The 17,516-nt window shown below is 45.4% G+C and carries 13 protein-coding genes; 8 read left to right on the top strand and 5 right to left on the bottom strand.

Annotated elements, in window-relative coordinates; genetic code table 11:
* Positions 1–41 precede the first annotated feature (41 nt).
* Positions 42–1,676 (top strand): acyl-CoA dehydrogenase family protein, encoded by a 1,635-nt coding sequence (locus tag AC5ZC7_RS10995; protein ID WP_496159245.1) that lies wholly within the window; start codon positions 42–44, stop codon positions 1,674–1,676.
* Positions 1,677–1,810: 134 nt separating this feature from the next.
* Here AC5ZC7_RS10995 and AC5ZC7_RS10990 read toward each other — a convergent pair whose 3' ends face one another.
* The 4 genes from AC5ZC7_RS10990 to AC5ZC7_RS10975 form a co-directional block, all read right to left on the bottom strand.
* Positions 1,811–5,185 (bottom strand): M43 family zinc metalloprotease, encoded by a 3,375-nt coding sequence (locus tag AC5ZC7_RS10990; protein ID WP_496159246.1) that lies wholly within the window; start codon positions 5,183–5,185, stop codon positions 1,811–1,813.
* A gap of 519 nt (positions 5,186–5,704) precedes the next feature.
* Complete coding sequence (locus tag AC5ZC7_RS10985) at positions 5,705–8,089, bottom strand: ABC transporter permease (protein ID WP_496159247.1); 2,385 nt, start codon at positions 8,087–8,089, stop codon at positions 5,705–5,707.
* Positions 8,090–8,303: 214 nt separating this feature from the next.
* Positions 8,304–9,857, bottom strand: coding sequence for a hypothetical protein (locus AC5ZC7_RS10980; protein WP_496159248.1), 1,554 nt, complete (start codon positions 9,855–9,857; stop codon positions 8,304–8,306).
* A gap of 41 nt (positions 9,858–9,898) precedes the next feature.
* Positions 9,899–10,855 (bottom strand): hypothetical protein, encoded by a 957-nt coding sequence (locus tag AC5ZC7_RS10975; RefSeq protein ID WP_496159249.1) that lies wholly within the window; start codon positions 10,853–10,855, stop codon positions 9,899–9,901.
* 203 nt (positions 10,856–11,058) lie between these two features.
* Here AC5ZC7_RS10975 and AC5ZC7_RS10970 point away from each other — a divergent pair, with 203 nt between their 5' ends.
* The 4 genes from AC5ZC7_RS10970 to AC5ZC7_RS10955 are packed head-to-tail and all read left to right on the top strand — an operon-like array spanning position 11,059 to position 13,723.
* Positions 11,059–11,658: a hypothetical protein gene (locus AC5ZC7_RS10970; protein WP_496159250.1), complete on the top strand. Its 600-nt coding sequence runs from the start codon at positions 11,059–11,061 to the stop codon at positions 11,656–11,658.
* Positions 11,659–11,662: 4 nt separating this feature from the next.
* The gene (locus tag AC5ZC7_RS10965) at positions 11,663–12,316 is read left to right on the top strand and encodes a hypothetical protein (RefSeq protein WP_496159251.1); all 654 of its coding nucleotides are present in this window, start codon (positions 11,663–11,665) and stop codon (positions 12,314–12,316) included.
* A complete protein-coding gene (locus AC5ZC7_RS10960; RefSeq protein ID WP_496159252.1) occupies positions 12,292–13,074 on the top strand; it encodes an ATP-binding protein in 783 nt (260 codons plus the stop codon). The genes AC5ZC7_RS10965 and AC5ZC7_RS10960 overlap by 25 nt, the downstream gene beginning before the upstream one ends.
* A complete protein-coding gene (locus AC5ZC7_RS10955) occupies positions 13,067–13,723 on the top strand; it encodes a response regulator (protein ID WP_496159253.1) in 657 nt (218 codons plus the stop codon). Before AC5ZC7_RS10960 ends, AC5ZC7_RS10955 begins: the two co-directional genes overlap by 8 nt.
* Before the next feature lie 6 nt (positions 13,724–13,729).
* On the opposite strand, the gene AC5ZC7_RS10950 is transcribed toward AC5ZC7_RS10955, so the two are convergent.
* On the bottom strand, positions 13,730–14,209 hold the full coding sequence (locus AC5ZC7_RS10950) for a VOC family protein (RefSeq protein WP_496159254.1): 480 nt from the start codon (positions 14,207–14,209) through the stop codon (positions 13,730–13,732).
* A gap of 134 nt (positions 14,210–14,343) precedes the next feature.
* Here AC5ZC7_RS10950 and AC5ZC7_RS10945 point away from each other — a divergent pair, with 134 nt between their 5' ends.
* The 3 genes from AC5ZC7_RS10945 (at position 14,344) to AC5ZC7_RS10935 (ending at position 17,515) form a co-directional block, all read left to right on the top strand.
* The gene (locus tag AC5ZC7_RS10945; protein ID WP_496159255.1) at positions 14,344–15,555 is read left to right on the top strand and encodes a S41 family peptidase; all 1,212 of its coding nucleotides are present in this window, start codon (positions 14,344–14,346) and stop codon (positions 15,553–15,555) included.
* A 74-nt stretch (positions 15,556–15,629) separates the two neighbouring features.
* Positions 15,630–16,028, top strand: a complete 399-nt coding sequence (locus AC5ZC7_RS10940) for an HYC_CC_PP family protein (RefSeq protein ID WP_496159256.1) — start codon at positions 15,630–15,632, stop codon at positions 16,026–16,028.
* Between the two features lie 200 nt (positions 16,029–16,228).
* Positions 16,229–17,515, top strand: coding sequence for an efflux RND transporter permease subunit (locus AC5ZC7_RS10935; protein ID WP_496159257.1), 1,287 nt, complete (start codon positions 16,229–16,231; stop codon positions 17,513–17,515).
* Position 17,516 lies beyond the last annotated feature (1 nt).

Here is a 17,516-nt window from a genome sequence, read left to right as displayed (position 1 = left end):
CGCAAATAGTTTAAATTAGGGTACATCAAATATCACGTGATATGCCGTTCGATGATTTTGATTTCAACAAGTCTGTCAACCAGGTGCCAGTACTTGAAAATTACAATTCATACACCTCCCATCCCCTGCTGCAAAAAATCCTGCAACAATATGGCGGCAACTGGATACATCCACAAGCCGCTACGTTTGGCGCGTTGATGGGGAGCCGTGCCATGCAGGAAGCCGGCGACCTGGCCAACAAAAATACGCCGGTACTGAAAACGCATGACCGCTTTGGTAATCGTATTGATCTCGTGGAATATCACCCTTCCTATCACCAGATGATGACCGCCGCCATACAGGAAGGCGTACCTGCCATTGCATGGACGGCCAACCAATACGGCGCTTACCTCGCACATAGTACCCTGTCTTATCTCAAACAACAAATAGATGAAGGCAGCAGCTGTCCTTTAACCATGACATTTGCCGTAGTACCTTCCCTTAAAATAGACAGCAACATTGCCAATGCCTGGCTCCCCAAAGTGGTTTCCCATGAATATGATCCGCGCCCCCTTCCCTGGTTTGAGAAACAGGGAGTCACCTTTGGTATGGCGATGACCGAACCCCAGGGTGGCAGTGATGTTCGCGCCAACACGACTTTTGCGGTACCACAAGGCAATGGCATCTACCAAATCACAGGCAGAAAATGGTTTTGCAGTGCCCCGATGAGTGACGCCTTCCTGGTATTGGCGCAAACCGACAAAGGGTTGAGTTGTTTTCTTGTGCCGAGATTCACCCCAACTGGTGAAAAGAATGCGCTCTATTTTCAGCGGCTGAAAGACAAGCTGGGTAACCGCTCCAACGCCTCTTCAGAAGTGGAGTTTCATGGCGCCTGGGCGCAACTGATCGGAGAAGCGGGGCGGGGAATTCCCAACATCATGGAAATGGTACGGCATACCCGTCTCGACTGCGCAATAGGATCAGCTGCTACGCTGCAACGTGCGCTCGCGGAAGTCATCCATCATTGCCGGCACAGAAGTGCTTTTGGCAAAAAACTAATTGATCAGCCGCTTATGAAAAATGTGTTGGCCGATCTCTGCCTGGAATCTGCTGCTGCTACCACACTGGCCATGCGACTGGCCAAAGGATTTGATGACGCCCTTACCGATGAAACGGCCATGCACTTTACCCGCATTGCCACCGCCATCGGGAAATTCTGGAATACCAAGAGAGCGGTACTGGCAATGGGGGAAGCCCTGGAATGTATTGGCGGCAATGGCTACGTGGAAACATCCATTCTCCCCAGGCTATACCGGGATATTCCCGTAAATGCCATCTGGGAAGGCTCCGGCAACATACAGGCACTGGATGTGCTGCGCGCCATGAGCAAAGAACCTGGTAGCATCGCGGCATTGATGCAATACTTCGATCATGCGAAAGGCCAGGATCCTTACCTGGACCAACACCTGGACAATCTCCGTTCCCTTCTCCCAAAACCGGATGAACACAACGCACGCATCCTCGTGGAAAAAATGGCCCTGGCTATCCAGGCCATTGAACTGATAACCGTATCCCCCACCTGCATTGCGCCTTTGTTCTGCGCCGCCAGGCTTTCGCCGGAACGGCACTTCACCTGGGGTACTCTCCCTCCCGCCACCAACCTGGATGAAGTGATTGACCAGGTATTTTTTGAATAGCAGAAAGCAAAAAGCAGAAAGCAAAAAGCTATTAGAGCGATTGACATGAGCGAGTATTAGTTACTCATCCGCTTATGTCAATCGCTCTAATAGCTTTTTGCTTTCTGCTTTCCGCTTTCTGCTATAATGATTGGTTACTGTTTCACTGCTTTCGTCGTGTGACTTTGCCCGCCATGGTATATATCAATGATATATACTCCTGCCGGCAATGTCGACAAATTATTCAGCTGCAATGTATTGTCTCCCTTCACCACATTTCCCTTTTCTTCTTTGATCATATATCCGTTGAAGTTATACATGCGTACCAACACCGGTGTATTTACTCCAGACTTGTATTGAACGTTGATATGGTCTGCAAACGGGCTGGTAGCGCTGAGCCGGGAAGTGACAGGCAGTTTCTTTTCCATCAACGCCGTACCTCCGGTTATTTTGATGGTGTAATCTTCTACCTCTCCCTGGTAATTATCCACGCCGCAAGGTTTTACATTACTACCGTATCCCATTCTGACACGCATCAGGGTAGCACCTAATTTCGCATTGGCTGGTACCGTGATCGTTTGAGCATATGGACCGCTGCTACGTTTTACATATACTTTTTCTGTGGTATCGTTAAGTTGTTTATCCCCGTTCCAGTCGATCCATGCGGCCACGGAAATATCAGGCCAGTATTCGATATACAAATTTATCTGCAACTGGTAGCTGCCTCCCGCGGTTACCGTAGCTGATTGGGCGGTAAAATCTTTATACCCGTCCCATCCGGAGCTGTTATCCAGGTTGGCAAACCGTACCCGTGTAATGGTGTTGTAATTCAGTGCCGTGCTGGCGGTGCAATAGTCGCTCACATGTACACTGGAATCCGTTGATGGCAGCGACATTTGCCCGGTTTTGATGCTGCCGCCCGGCATAGTATTATACGCATAATCCATCAGCGTATAGCTGGTACCGTTAGCATTTACTTTAAACCTGAACCAGCCATAGAATGTTTCGCCGCCGGTAGTAAAGGTAAATCCGGCATACCCTGTTTGTCCTTTCCAGGTGGCATAGGTAGCAGTGGTAAGATTATGCTCATCCGGGTAAGCGCCACCCGCCACAAAATTAGACGTATCCCTGATCACGGTATTAGCGGGTAACAGCGCGATGTTCTTGGTGGTACCCACACAAACCATTGGTTTGCTATAGGTTTCAAACCGCAGCCTGCCGCTATCCGCCCATAAGCCATAGGCGGCATCAGTAATATTGTCTACCAGGAAATAGTACCAGTTGTTGGTGGTATTGATGGTATACACCGTATCATCGACGTCCACGTACTTAATTTTATACGGATCGCGGAAGTTGACCTGTAGCTGTTTCTGAGTGCTATCAGCCGCCTGTTGGGTGCTGAATGCAGCGGGCAATATGTTAACCGTGACAGCAGCGCTATTGGCAGCAGCATTGCTGGTAGCGGTGCCGGTAAATTTCAGGCTGGCGGTAGTACTGTTCAGTGCCTTTAATTGCACGCTCAATCCTGCCGGCAGGTTACTCACTGTGTAATGCACGTTATTGGTGAAGTTACCGGAGCTGATAGCGAAGGTATTACCCAGGATGCCTACTTCGGCCGTATCTGCGATGCTGCCATCGTTGACCAATGCTTCTTTGAACTGGGTTTTAGACCACGACAAGGTAGCGTGTCCTGCATCGCCGGCGCGGATGCCGCCATTCGGCGCCTGGTTCCAGGCATAGTCTTTAATGGTGTAGCTGCTACCATCAGCGGATACCGTGATCCGGATCCATCCGTATCTTGGCTTGCCTGCCAGGGTGAATTTAACGCCAATATAAGCCGTTTTACCGCCCCATTTGGTGTAGGTAGTACTGTAGATATCATGTTCGTTCGGATAGGCCCCTCCTGCCACAAAAGAAGACGTATCTGCAATCATGGTATTGACAGGCAGCGGGGAAATATTCAGGGACGTACCTTCACAAACGGCCGGTTTCTGATAGGTCTCGAGGCGGAGTTTGCCGCTGTTGAACCAGCCACCGAAGTTGGCATCTCCCGTATTAAAACTAAAATAGGTCCAGTTACTGGTACTGTTGACCACAATATCAGGGATATCGTTATAAATAATCTTATATGGATCCAGGAAATGAATACCCAGGTTAATATACGGACGATATAAGGTAGCAGCGCCACCCTGGATAGCCGCATTCGTGAAAGTAATTTTCAAACTGTCGGTGCTGTTACCGGCATTATGTTGCGTGGCCTGACCACTGAACGATAATATTGCTGTAGTACTGTTGAGCACCTGGATCACAGCCGACAAGCCAGCCGGTAGATTTTGCACCGTAAAATGAGTGCCTTGTGTCATACTGCCACTGCTGAAAGCAAATTGAGCACCACCCAGCAGTTTTAGTGTATCCGCTAACGCTACTGCTCCGTTGTTGACATCGCTTTCATTAAACAGGGTGAATCCCGGTACTATTCTTCTGGTGGAATCGGGCAACAGGGTAGCCGCCAGGTTGGCCGCTGACCATAAGTTATTACGCTGTGCCACGGTGCTGGTAAGCGCCGCTATCATCCTGTCGCGCTGGCCCACCGTAAACATTTTGGTACAGGAAGCGTAATCCATGTAATTCTCCACGTTGGCAACGGTACCACAGGAATTGGCATTCAGGTTACAGCCACCGTAGTTAGACAAAGTAGGCGGCGTATCATCTACTTCGTCGCCGGGTGCATTACACCCGTTTTCGAAGGTATGCTGTAAGTTAAGGAAGTGGCCTACTTCATGGGTAAGTACTCTTTTCATATAGGCGTACCCGTTTTCTGAGCTGCCTACTCCCGGAGCGCCCAGGTAGCGCCAGTTGTAGACCACGCCATCCAGGTGGTTAGCGGCTACCCAGTCGTCCGGCAGGTAGGTCCATCCGGAGTTATTATACACCCCTTTTTGTTCTACCTCACTCACGATCCAGATGTTCAGGTATTTTTCCCCCGGCCAGTAAGAAACACTCTTCACCGCGCTGCCGGTACCATCCGGCGAGCGGCCATCCAGGTCGTTGTAATGATAAGTAACGCCGGTAGTAGGATTGCCTTGCGGGTCAATATCTGCCAACCGGAAGGTGATGTGAAGATTGGCTGCCAACCCGATGAAACGGGAATCGATCTGGCTGTAGTCCGGGTTTAGCAGGTTATAATCCTGGTTCAGGATATCGATGGCAGAGCGTATTTGTTCCATCGTTACCTTATAGGGGTTCACCGCGTCATTGATATGAAATACCACTGGTATGGTGTATTGTGTAGGCGCTACGTCTGCCTGCCGGGCGTTGCGCATCCGGGCAACGATATTTTTTATATTTTGTTCCTGCACGCGGGCGGCTTGCAGAGAGGCAGGATGTTTTTTATATAATTCCTGCATGGCTTTTGAAGACGAGCAGTGGTCCGGCAACGGCGCCGGCGCAGTTCGTTGTTGTGAGATGGCTCCCCCGCTGATGGCAAGGCATAGCAATCCCACTATTATCTGTCGGGATAATGGTAACATATAAATGGTTTAAAGTGTGGACATAAGAATAACAGGAGACAGCATGAGCTGTCTGCAAAATTCAAAAATGTGAAACAGGCCAATAGGGCTGCTATTACGGGTTATAAGAGAATAAAATCTACTTCATAAGATGATTATTATTTTGAGTGACAAATCAGCTGGTAGAATTGGAGATACTTGTTGGCCTGCAGGGCTGGGAAATTCAAAACAGTTGATTCAATATTATGTTGGTTGTTTTGGTTGAAATACAGGAATGGCTTCTAAAAGCCCTCATAAACGGGACGGCTGACACACTTTGCTGTTGCAATTGTCTCGACTTGCTATGGTAGTACGAATTTAACTTAATAACGAGTAGGGATATATGCTGAAATTGATAGGTTCTTTGCTAAAATTAACCAACATGATGAGGGCAGAAACCATAAAGCAGAAAGCAAAAAGCGATTGTAGTGAATGACTATGGCGGATATTAACCGCTTTGATCATTCGTTATAATCGTTTTTTGCTTTCTGCTTTCTGCTCTTACTCCGACCGCAGTGATTTCACAGGATTCATCATAGCGGCTCTGATAGACTGGTAGCTTACTGTTAGCAGTGTGATGAGCAGTGCGCCCATACAGGTTAATAAAATGATGCCGGCAGATATCTCTGTACGGTAGTCATAATGCTGCAGCCATTTATGCATAAAGTACCAGGCCACCGGAACAGCCAGTACCAGGGATATCAATACCAGTATCACAAAATCTTTCGACATCAGTCCCCATAAATTAACTACTGACGCGCCCAATACTTTGCGTACACCTATTTCTTTTACCCGTTGTTCTGCCATAAAAGAAGCCATACCAAAGAGTCCCAGGCAACTGATAAAAATAGCCAATACAGCGAAGAAGCTGGATAGCTTAGCCACACGGCGTTCAGCGTCGAACTTTACGGCGTAGTCATCATCAACGAAATTATAAAGGAATGGAACCCCGGGATTATATTTTTTAAAGACGGCCTCTATCTGGGAGATTGCGGCCGGTACGCTCTTATTAGGACTAATTCTGGCATTAATGATAGAGGCATCGTCAGTTTCTATGGAGAACACCGTGCGAAACACCGGGCTGTACGGCGATCCCATGATCATATCTTTCACTACACCTATTACATGGAATGGCTTATTGTCTACGTTCACGATTTCTCCAACCGGGTTTTTAAAGCCCATAAACTTCACTGCGGCCTCATTGAGGATGATAGCCGAAGAATCGGTCGCAAATGATTTAGAGAAATCGCGGCCGGCAATAATCTCCCATTCAATCGTTTTCCCGAAATCAGGCGTTACCCTTACGGCTCCAAAATTACCCTGGGTACCCGGCGTCATTCCTTTCCAGGTATAGCCATTATTAATAGCACGCAAATCCATGGTACCTCCGGACGAGCGGGCCATATTCGCCACTATGCCCGCGCTCATCAATTCATCACGGATCACGTCGAAATTATTCTTTAGTTTTTCTGTTGTTACCGGTATGGACAGGAGTCCTTCCCGGTTATAAGCAACCGGCCTGTTTTGTGCATGCCTGATCTGACGGAATACCACGAGCGTACCTATGATAAGAATAACGGATACAGTGAACTGGGTTACTACCAAAGCTTTGCGGGGAATAGCGGCATAACGTCCGGCACGGAAAGTGCCTTTCAGCACTTTAATCGGTTCAAAAGAGGAAAGATATAATGCTGGATAACTGCCGGCAATTAACCCGGTTAAGACCGTGATCCCGAAACTGATCAGCCAGAATAAAGGACTGGTTACCGGGATACTCACCTTCTTGCCTGCCACGGCATTAAATACCGGCAAAGCAAACTGCACCAGCAACAATGCCAATACAAAACTGATCAGGGTTACCATGAGGGACTCGCTGAAAAACTGCACAATCAACTGTCCACGTACAGAGCCAATCGCTTTCCGTATACCTACTTCCTTTGCTCTTTTTTCGGAACGGGCCGTGCTCAGGTTCATAAAGTTAATGCAGGCCAGCAGCAACACAAAGATGCCGATAATGGAAAACAGCCATACAAACTGAATGCCACCACCCACGTTTTTTCCATCTTTCCAATCGGCATACAGGTGCCATTTGCTCATAGGGTGCAGGAATACTTCCGGCTTAAAGGCAGCATCTGCTGCGCGTACCTTACGAAGCTTTACATCTTTTATTTTAGCAGATACCTTTTCCAGGTCTGCATTATCTGCCAGCTGTGCATATGTTTGGGTAAAATTAGATCTCCAGGGATTCTCCATCTGCCTGATCCAGGGTTCACTGCTCAAATAGAGTTCCCAGGGCGATATAAATCCCAGGTCCCTGAAATTGGAATTATAAGGCAGATCTTCATACACACCGGTCACTTTCACATCCATCCGGTTATCTATTTTCACCAGCTTATCCATCGGATCCGTTGTCCCGAACAATGCTTTCGCCGTACTGGCCGACAGCATAATGGAAGCCGGATCTTTCAACCCGGCACGGGTACCTTTCAACATTTTAAGTGTCAACATTTCCGGGAAGTCCGGTTCAAAAAAATTACCGGTACTGGAAACCGCCTCATTATTTTGCCCCAGTACGTGCTTGTCTGTCCAGGACGACATGACCACATACTTAAAATCGCTGCCATATTTATCGCGTATTTCATCTCCCAACAAATAAGGATTAGCCGTTTGCGAGCCCACTACGCCGTTAAATGTCTGGTGTTGCATTACCTGTACAATACGGTCGTAATGTGCATGATGCTTATTGTAGGTCAGTTCATCATGAAGCCATAAACCAATCAATAAAGCTACCGCCATACCGGTAGATAATCCTACGATATTGATAATAGAGAAGGTCCTGTTTTTCAGCAGATTCCTCCAGGCTACCTTAGTATTACTTTTTAACATGAATGGGCAATTTCGGGAAGGGCGACAAAAACGTTGCCATAGATACAACTCCCACAGTACAACGATATTATGCATTTTATGGCGTCCGGGAGCGTCCGGATATGAACACAAAGCGTTTGAAAATGAACGAAGGGGAAATGGCAGCAGCTTGTCTACCTATGGAAGGGCTGGCGCTTGCCAGCCCTTCGTTTTTGGGGTAATGGAAAAAAATGGATCAGAATCTGACTGATTGACGGGTATTCTTCATTACATTAAATGAACGTATATTAATTACCTGACGGGGAACACTGGTTGGTGCGGTGTTAGCCGGACCAGGGGATGCAGGTCTGGAAACAGTCACCACATATTCATCGGTAACCGTACCGCGCATTGTAATGCCAAAATCCTGTTGCCCTTGTTCTTCTATTCTCAACACTCCTTCCCCACTACTCTGTGACAGGTCCATGGTGGTTCCATTATTAAATGAGAGCGTAAGATTTATATAAAGCGTTACTTTATCATGACCATCCGGCCATTTTGTTCCGACCACACTCAAATTACTCAACGCCTTCTTCGTAAGATCCTTCTGGTCCAGTCCCGGAACCAATGCCAGCGCGCCAACAAAAGAATTTCCGTTGTCAATCGGCCAGTTGTTACCATCATTAAAATAGGTGAACACCTCTTTGCCGTTGGCGTTACGAAAAGTAAAATGCATATGGGTATTATCATCCTTTCCATCCATCCACGGAGCTGCAACCAGTTTAATTAAACCACTTACCATGGTAGCGGGGCGTTGCGCGGGACTAATCCTTTTCGATGCGGTTAATACTTCACCGAATATACCACGGGCTTTTAGTTCCAGTAACAGCGTATCCATTACTTTTATCTTCTTCTCACCTTTACCCGGTACTTTTTCGCCATTTAGCATTGCAATATCTGAAGAGACTAGCTCCCATTTAACTGTTACGGAGTCTCCCAGGTACACCTCTTCCTGATCACTGTAAAAATAAGCCAGTCCTAATGGTGGTGGGGATTTCAACTGCGCATTCTTTGACTGGGTGGTGGTAGCAAAAATGATGTTCAGATTTTTTCCGGGTATCCGTTTCAGCATCACACTTTTTTCACCATTGCCAATACGTGTCCCTTTTGTAAATGGATTGACAGAGGGTCGCAGTATCTTTCCTCCATCAACGCTCATGTTAGAGAACCGTGTGGTGGCGTCATCTCCGATACCATCGAATGAAGCGGTCAGAATAGCGAGGTTGGGGCCTGCATCCTGCAACAGCAATTGCAGGCCTTTATCTTGTACTCTCGCCTGCAAATATTTACAGCGATACCAGTTATTGGTAAGACTGGTATCTGCATAAGAACTGATAACAGTAAAGGCTACCTGTTTTGATTGGATATCCGTAATTTGCCGGCTATATGTACTCCTCCATTCCTGGTATTTTTGCCGGTCAAAATTACCTGACCCACCAATAGGTATACCGATGTCTGAGAGCAACTGTATACTGAGTCCTGCATCTGTAACTTCCCTGTCCGACTGGAAATTACTTTGATAAACATAGTCAAAAAATGCGCGGCGATAGCTTTCATTGTATTGGATAAAACTGGTTCTAAAAACGCCATTACGCAGAATGGCTTCACAGGGATCATCAAATGTGCTTTTGGGGGAACTTACCGCTTTCTTGTTTGGTTTGCCCGGACCTGGTCCATGTTTTGAAGCGACCGCGTAATAGGTACTACAAAGTAGCAATAACATCATAAGGGGAAATACATAACGTTTCATAGTGTTAAATTTATTTGTTATCAATGAGGGGTGGGACATATTTAGGGCCTGACGATAAAACCCGTGATATAATTTGGTTTTGTGCCCTGAATAAAAGTAGCATCGGCAAAGAAGCCTATCTGACTGCTGATGGGCAGTATAATAGTGAGATCTATTGAGGCCAGGCTGCTACTCATTTCTTTAAATACAAGATTATACTTGCTCTTATCCAGAAGTGCTACAGATGCCTCGGCAGATACATTTATTTTACCCCCTTTGGTCAGCTTCAGGCCTTCGAATTCCAGTCCTATACTATTCCGAAATTGAGAGATATTAACCGTAGCACTATCATTTCCAACATTCTTATAGGTATTCAACCGGTAGGCAGGCAGGTAATAAAATCGCAAAGAAGATTTTTCTTCATGCTCTTCAATTATGCTCCATAAAGTGCAGGTTCCGGCAATGCCGACAGATAAACCTGTTAATGTTAATGCAAGATCTGATACTCCCTTTTTGTTATCATCGTTTTTTTGATTAGTAATAAAATTGCCAAAATTACCTACTATGGAAATGTTCCAATTTTTCGGAGCTGTAATTAATGTATTCAATATAATTTTAGCGGCACCAAAATATTCTTCGCCCAGGTCCCCATCAAGATTATACCCGACTTTGGCACCTACCCACATACTTTTGGGTGAACCCGCAACCCGGTCCAGTCTTTTCTTCGAGCGCAATACGCCATCATCTGGCCGGGCTATCGGCCTTATGTATACAGTGTGCAAAGCAGCATTTCTCAGCGGATACTTAATATATTGACTATCTATATTATTGCCAGGTTCACCTATTGGACAAAATAATCGATCTTGTATCGTCGTAATATCTAGATCTCCTTTGGCAATGGCAATATCTGTAACAGAAGTACTTATACTCTCAGACACCTTACCATGCAATGCATATTGAGCCATACACCAGCTTATTAATAAAAATTGTGCTATTAATACTAAGCAGTACTTTTTCATAAAAGGGGTTTTAGGAGTAAGGATTTCATGATGTAAAAGTATTTTCATCCTCCCTCCCCGGCAAGGGGAAAAGCAAGGATAATGGGGAGGGTATTTTTCCCGTATTTATGCAGGTTTCTCCCGTTATCAGTAATGGCTATTGCTAATCCTATCTGTTTGAATTAACTTGAATCTTATTCTTTAACCTCTCAAAAAAACTAACAATGACCCCTAAATGCTTACAACTGCTCGTAGCTGGTATGCTACTCCTACAAATGTTTTCCTGCAAACCCTGTCCACAAGAACTAACCGATGCAGATAAAAAGATAGTGGCGACACAGCATCTGTTAGACAAGTATTACAATTCCCCGATTCCCGGGGCCGATTCCCTGGGATACGAGGTAGATGCCCAACACGCGGAACTTTGTTTTAAGGCTTATGACAGCGTGATGCGGCTACATAACTTTACTGATATGCCGCTTCAGTCGATTTCAAAAACGATTCCTGATCCAAAATGGATTACCCGGGGAGAAATTTTCAGAAAGGATGTATTGGATAGCTTCCTGGTACATAGAATTGCGGACTATAAGGGAAAAACAGGTAAGATATCTGTTAGAGTACGGCTTGGATTTTACACGGAAGAATATGTCGGGAAAATAGCAACTTCTCTGGGCGCGGGATGCAAGAATGAAGAAGAAATCAGGAAGGCAAATAAAAGACGAATAAATCGAATCGGCGTATTTATCGTCACAGGAACAAGGACAGATACATCTTTTCTCGATGGTGGTACCAAGGTACTCGATTTTGGCGCCTTACAACCCTGATCCCATGCAACTGGAATGGTTTCAATATTTCCAAATCGCCAGCCTGCTCACAGCCATCATTTGCTGGCGCGGGCTGGCGCATTTTTCCCTGCTGGCATTTATCCCTATACTTATTATCACCAATATTACTGAAACCCTTGGTGCAAACATCCGTCAACTAGGTTTAACCAACAGCTATAATATCTACAATATTTATATCTTACTGGTTACTCCCTTTTACTTATATGTGTATAGGAAGATGTTATTAATGGGAAAGCACGAACAAACCGTTTTTATCATCATTGCAGGTTTATGCATATGTTTTCTGTTGCTTAATTTTTTTTACATACAAGGGCCGCAAAAGTTCGACTCCTATTCAGCGATGCTCATTGAATTACTGAACATCATCTTCTGCTGCCTGATCCTGTTACGACTGTTAATGGTAGAAAACGATCAAACTATTTTGTACGGCACTCCCTACTACTGGATAGCCGCTGCTACCCTGCTGTTCAGCATCATAGCACTGGTAGCATTAGGGCTACAGCCCTACATCATACGCGAGGGAATTACCCTGTGGCAACGAAGCCTTTACCGGGCATTGTTGCCGGTGGCAAATATTTTTCTGTATTCAGGTTATATCTATTCATTTATATTATGCAGCAAAGCAAAGAAGAGGTAGTTATCACCATCATTGCCATTATTGGCGTACTGCTTTTCCTGGGAATACTTTTCCTGGTGATGCTGTTTTATTATAACAACAAAAAAATGCAAATGGCAAGGGATACGCTACAGATGAAAAATGATTTTGAACAACAACTGCTGCGCTCCCGGCTGGAAATACAGGATGAAATCTTTAACACCATCAGCCAGGAAATACACGACAACGTAGGGCAAACACTCAGTCTTGCTAAAATACAGGTTAGCATCATTGATCAACAGGAAATACCCGATAAAAAGATGCTACAGGAGGTAAAAGATAGTATAGGCAGGGCCATGACAGATCTCCGCGATATCGCCAAAAGCCTGAGCGGTGAGCGTATTCAACTGTTAGGACTGTCAGATTGCGTAGCAGAAGAATTGGAACGCCTGAAAAAAACCGGTACCGTCAACACCGCTTTAACCATCATCGACAGCGATCAAAAACCAGGGTACCAGCAAAAGCTCATCCTCTTCCGCGTGTTACAGGAACTCATTCAAAATATATTAAAACATGCCAATGCCTCGGAAGTAACGGTACGTATCGACTATAACAACCCACTGAAGATTGTTATCCAGGATAATGGAATTGGATTTGACGTTCCCGCTACCCTGGAAGGAAAGCAAGGATTGGGGTTACAGCATATCAAAAAACGGGTGGCTTTACTAAACGGTAGCTTCCAGATAAACAGCATCATTAACAAAGGTACCCTCATTACTTTAACTATACCATATGCCTGAGAAAAAAACAATCGCCATCATCGATGATCACACCATGTTCCGGAAGGGATTAAAAGCCCTCATCGATTTCTTTGAAGATTATACCGTATTGTTTGACGCCGCCAATGGACGCGATTTCATCCATCAACTTAACCCGGATACCCCTCCCGATATTGTGTTACTCGATATCTCCATGCCAGAAATGGATGGATATGAAACCGCCGCCTGGTTGCAAACCCACCACCCTGATATTGCCGTACTTGCCCTTAGCACCATGGACTCCGAAATGTCAATCATTCGTATGATCCGGCAAGGTGCCAAAGGATACATTCTGAAAGATGCCGACCCTTTGGAACTTAAATACGCATTTAATGAGGTATTAACCCAGGGATACTTCTTCAATGACATCGTTACGCGTAAAGTAATGCGGTCTATCAATCAACTGGTACAGGAAAATGAAAAGGCAGCACAACAAAAAATTACCGACCGTGAAAAAGCATTTCTGAAACTGGCCTGTAGCGAAAAAAGCTACAACGATATAGCAAAAGAAATGTTCCTCAGCGAACGTACCATAGACGGATACCGGGAGGCGCTGTTCAAAAAATTTGGTGTCAGTACCCGTGTGGGATTAGTTATTTATGCCATCAAGAACCAGTTGGTACAGTTGTAGAAACTATCAGTCTTTCGGCTCCCACAATTCAATTTTATTTCCTTCTATATCAAGAATATGTACAAACTTTCCATACTCAGAATCATCTATTTTATCCAATATGGTCACCCCTTCCTTTTTTAATTCTTCCACCAGCACTACCAGGTTTTCTACCCGGTAATTAATCATAAAGTCTTTGGGAGATGGTTCAAAGTATTTGGTCTTGTCGGAAAACGGGCTCCATAGCGTGTATCCATGCTTTGTACTATCTGCTTCCTGCCGCCATTCAAACTTTGTCCCGTATGGATCAGTGCCAAATCCCAGATGCGTATTATACCATTGCTTCATTTTTTCAGGGTCTTTACATTTGAAAAAAATGCCCCCGATACCTGTTACCCGTTTCATGTTCATTTGTTTTTTAGTGGCGTAATTTAAAAGAGAATTGAATGCGAAACCAGCACTGAATGACAGGCTCAACACCCCCATAAATAAAGCGGTTCTTTTCATCCTTTATCAATTTAAACATTAATGACAACTTTTCATGTACCATCTCCCACATGATAAAAACACCCGACAATACCTTTTAAAGTATAAAATTTGTATGTACCTTAAGTGCACTGCAAATACCAGGAATAACAACAATGAAAAAGTACTTTTGCCTCCTCACCTGCTTACTTTTTGTCATTACGAAAGATGTTCTTTCCCAACACCTGACAAAAGACGCGCTGTTGAAAGATCTGATGTATTACAAAGATACGTTGCCCGTCAAACATATCATGCTGTACAACAAAATTACCAAGGCGCAATTTGATGATAAAATAGCAATGATTGCTTCCAAACTGGATACGCTGAGCGAAGAAGGCTTCATGATTGAGCTGTTCAAATTAAACGCGGCTATCGGAGATGAGCACACCAGGATAGAACCGAAGTTCCAGCTGGCTTTACCTATTAAATTCGAAATATTTGAGGAAGGTATCTTTGTTACCGGTATTCTTCCACAAGACTCCAATTACCTTTCCTGCAAACTGGTGGCCATTAATGGTTGGTCAGTGGACGCCATGAACCGGAAATTCAAAGAAGTGATCAAAACAGACAACAAATCCTATTTCGAAATTTACCGGCAGAAGTTCTTCAACAATCCTGTTTTCCTGAAAGGCCTGGGCATTCTACCCTCAGATCAAAGCGGTACCTTCACCTTACAAAATGCCCGCCGGGAAACGTTTAACGTAACATTGTCGTCCGTCCCTACAGGTAGCACAAGATTAGCTACCTGCAGCCAGTACCAGACCCTGTTACCCTATAAAAAAGGAAATAAAAAATACTGGTATGAATACGATACCACCGCCAAAACGCTTTACTTCAACTACGCCACCTGTGCAGAAGATCAACAGGAACCTTTTGAGGGCTTCAATGAGCGGCTATTTGCGACCATTAACAGCGTACATCCCGATAAAATCATCGTAGACCTGCGCTTCAATGACGGTGGTAATTCCGGCGTATTATCTCCTTTCTTAGACAGTATTCAGCATAGCTATCTGAATAAAAAAGGGCACCTGTTTGTGCTGATTGGAAAATTAACGTTCTCCTCTGCGGTCATGAATGCCGTATACTTAAAACGGACTACCCATGCTATTTTAGCGGGACAAATGACCAGTGGTAACATCAACTGCTTTGGAGAAAACCGGGGTTTCCGGCTGCCTAATACCAAAATGGTGATTGGCTATTCCACCAGGTACTGGGAGGTTTGGAAAGGTAAGAAAGGAGCCCTGCAACCCGACCACCCTATTAGTTACCAGGCTAAAAACTTTATTAACAACAAGGATGAAGCCCTGGAATACGTTTATCAACAATAGCACACCGGAATAATATAACATCTTACCAAAATTATATAACACTTAATCCGGAAATTGGTGTTTCCTTTGTCAATATGAAAAAGCTCCTCGCACTCATATTAGCTGTCTTATACATGGGTACCTCTACCGGTGCTACTGTTCACATGCACTATTGCATGGGGAAGCTGATAGATGCAGGGCTGAATGACGGCGAGGTAAAAAAATGCAGCAAATGCGTAAAACCGGCATTGAACAAATGCAATAAAAAATGCTGCAAAGACGAACACAAGACCATTAAACTGGAGAAAGACCAAAAAGTAGCCGAAAACACCCTGTATGCCCTGCAGCTGGCAGTGGCAATTACGCCTGTTTCCTTTATGGACGCAGCGCCTGCAGATAGCCTTTCCCTTGCCACCCTTCACCCGGTTACCCATGCGCCGCCGCGAAGCAGCAAAGTACCTGTGCATGTGTTGAATTGTACCTATCGTATCTGAACCCCGTTCCCGGTGTATATATCTCCCCTATTCATTATTACGTAGCATTCATACGCCGGTTATCTCCTGCTACACCCCCATTTTTCTTTAGCAAAAATATGGACCATGACGCTGGTCAACGCTGCGCATAGCGCAAATGCCCCTGTCATGCCGCTACCAAAAAGTTACTGCCCATTCCGGCACCTGAGAAAAGAACAGTTATGGTACATCGTATTATTGAATGGTCATTGCGTAACCGGTTTATTGTACTGGTAATGGCCACCGCTTTATTTGCCTGGGGCGTTTTTGCGGTGAAAAAGAATCCCATAGACGCCATTCCGGATTTATCAGAAAACCAGGTCATTGTATTTACCGAATGGATGGGACGTGGTCCCCAACTCATCGAAGACCAGATCACCTATCCGCTGGTGACCAATTTACAGGGATTGCCTAAAATTAAGTATGTACGCGGCAGTTCCATGTTTGGCATGAGCTTCATTTATATCATTTTTAATGACAACGTAGATATTTACTGGGCAAGGGAAAGAGTACTGGAAAGATTGAGTACCATTTCCCGCACACTGCCCACCGGCGTCACACCGCAACTGGGGCCGGACGGCACCGGCGTAGGACATGTACTCTGGTACACGCTGGATGCACCCGGCATGGACCTCGGTGAACAACGCGCCCTGCAGGACTGGTACGTAAAATTTGCCCTGCAAAATGTAGAAGGTGTCAGCGAAATCGCCTCCTTCGGCGGCTTCCAGAAACAATACCAGATCACCGTAGATCCCAACAAACTCCTCTACTACCGGCTCTCCGTAGCGGAAGTTATCAACGCCATCCGCGCCAACAACAATGAATCCGGCGGACGAAAGTTTGAGCTGAGCGACATCGGCTATATCATCAAAACGTCCGGTTACCTGAAATCCATTGAAGAGATAGAAAACATTCCCGTGAAAACGCAGAACAGCATTCCTATCCGCGTAGCAGATGTTGCCGCCGTGCAAATGACCGGAGAAACCCGGCTGGGGATATTTGATCAGAACGGCGAAGGAGAACGTGTAGGCGGCATCGTAGTGATGCGATACGGAGAAAACGCCGCCGCCGTAATCGACAAAGTCAAAGCGAAGATGCAGGAAGTAGCCAAAGGCTTTCCCGAAGGCGTTAAATTCGATATTGTATACGACCGGGGCGAGTTAATCCGGGAATCCGTAGACTCTATCAAGCATACCCTCATCGAAGAAATGATCGTGGTATCCGTGGTGGTTATCATTTTCCTCTTCCACTGGCGCAGTGCGCTGAGCATCATTATACAAATTCCTATTACGCTGGCCGCCAGCTTTATCCTGCTGAATGCATTTGGTATTTCCTCCAATATTATGTCGTTAACCGGGATTGCTCTGGCAATCGGGGTGATTGTAGACAATGGCATTATCATGAGCGAAAATGCCTACAAACACCTGTCGGAACGATATGCACAATGGGAGGAACAGCAAAAAAAATAAC

The sequence above is a fragment of the Chitinophaga sp. 9-1-y genome (genome assembly GCF_059511905.2).
This window is presented reverse-complemented; position numbering and strand designations above follow the sequence as displayed.

What these genes read in the sequence shown, in the direction of transcription:
- AC5ZC7_RS10985 (WP_496159247.1), bottom strand. Translation starts at nt 8,089, where the DNA reads ATGTTAAAAAGTAATACTAAGGTAGCCTGGAGGAATCTGCTGAAAAAC.
- AC5ZC7_RS10980 (WP_496159248.1), bottom strand. Translation starts at nt 9,857, where the DNA reads ATGAAACGTTATGTATTTCCCCTTATGATGTTATTGCTACTTTGTAGT.
- AC5ZC7_RS10975 (WP_496159249.1), bottom strand. Translation starts at nt 10,855, where the DNA reads ATGAAAAAGTACTGCTTAGTATTAATAGCACAATTTTTATTAATAAGC.
- AC5ZC7_RS10950 (WP_496159254.1), bottom strand. Translation starts at nt 14,209, where the DNA reads ATGAAAAGAACCGCTTTATTTATGGGGGTGTTGAGCCTGTCATTCAGT.
- AC5ZC7_RS10995 (WP_496159245.1), top strand. Translation starts at nt 42, where the DNA reads ATGCCGTTCGATGATTTTGATTTCAACAAGTCTGTCAACCAGGTGCCA.
- AC5ZC7_RS10960 (WP_496159252.1), top strand. Translation starts at nt 12,292, where the DNA reads ATGCAGCAAAGCAAAGAAGAGGTAGTTATCACCATCATTGCCATTATT.
- AC5ZC7_RS10965 (WP_496159251.1), top strand. Translation starts at nt 11,663, where the DNA reads ATGCAACTGGAATGGTTTCAATATTTCCAAATCGCCAGCCTGCTCACA.
- AC5ZC7_RS10970 (WP_496159250.1), top strand. Translation starts at nt 11,059, where the DNA reads ATGACCCCTAAATGCTTACAACTGCTCGTAGCTGGTATGCTACTCCTA.
- AC5ZC7_RS10935 (WP_496159257.1), top strand. Translation starts at nt 16,229, where the DNA reads ATGGTACATCGTATTATTGAATGGTCATTGCGTAACCGGTTTATTGTA.
- AC5ZC7_RS10940 (WP_496159256.1), top strand. Translation starts at nt 15,630, where the DNA reads ATGAAAAAGCTCCTCGCACTCATATTAGCTGTCTTATACATGGGTACC.
- AC5ZC7_RS10945 (WP_496159255.1), top strand. Translation starts at nt 14,344, where the DNA reads ATGAAAAAGTACTTTTGCCTCCTCACCTGCTTACTTTTTGTCATTACG.
- AC5ZC7_RS10990 (WP_496159246.1), bottom strand. Translation starts at nt 5,185, where the DNA reads ATGTTACCATTATCCCGACAGATAATAGTGGGATTGCTATGCCTTGCC.
- AC5ZC7_RS10955 (WP_496159253.1), top strand. Translation starts at nt 13,067, where the DNA reads ATGCCTGAGAAAAAAACAATCGCCATCATCGATGATCACACCATGTTC.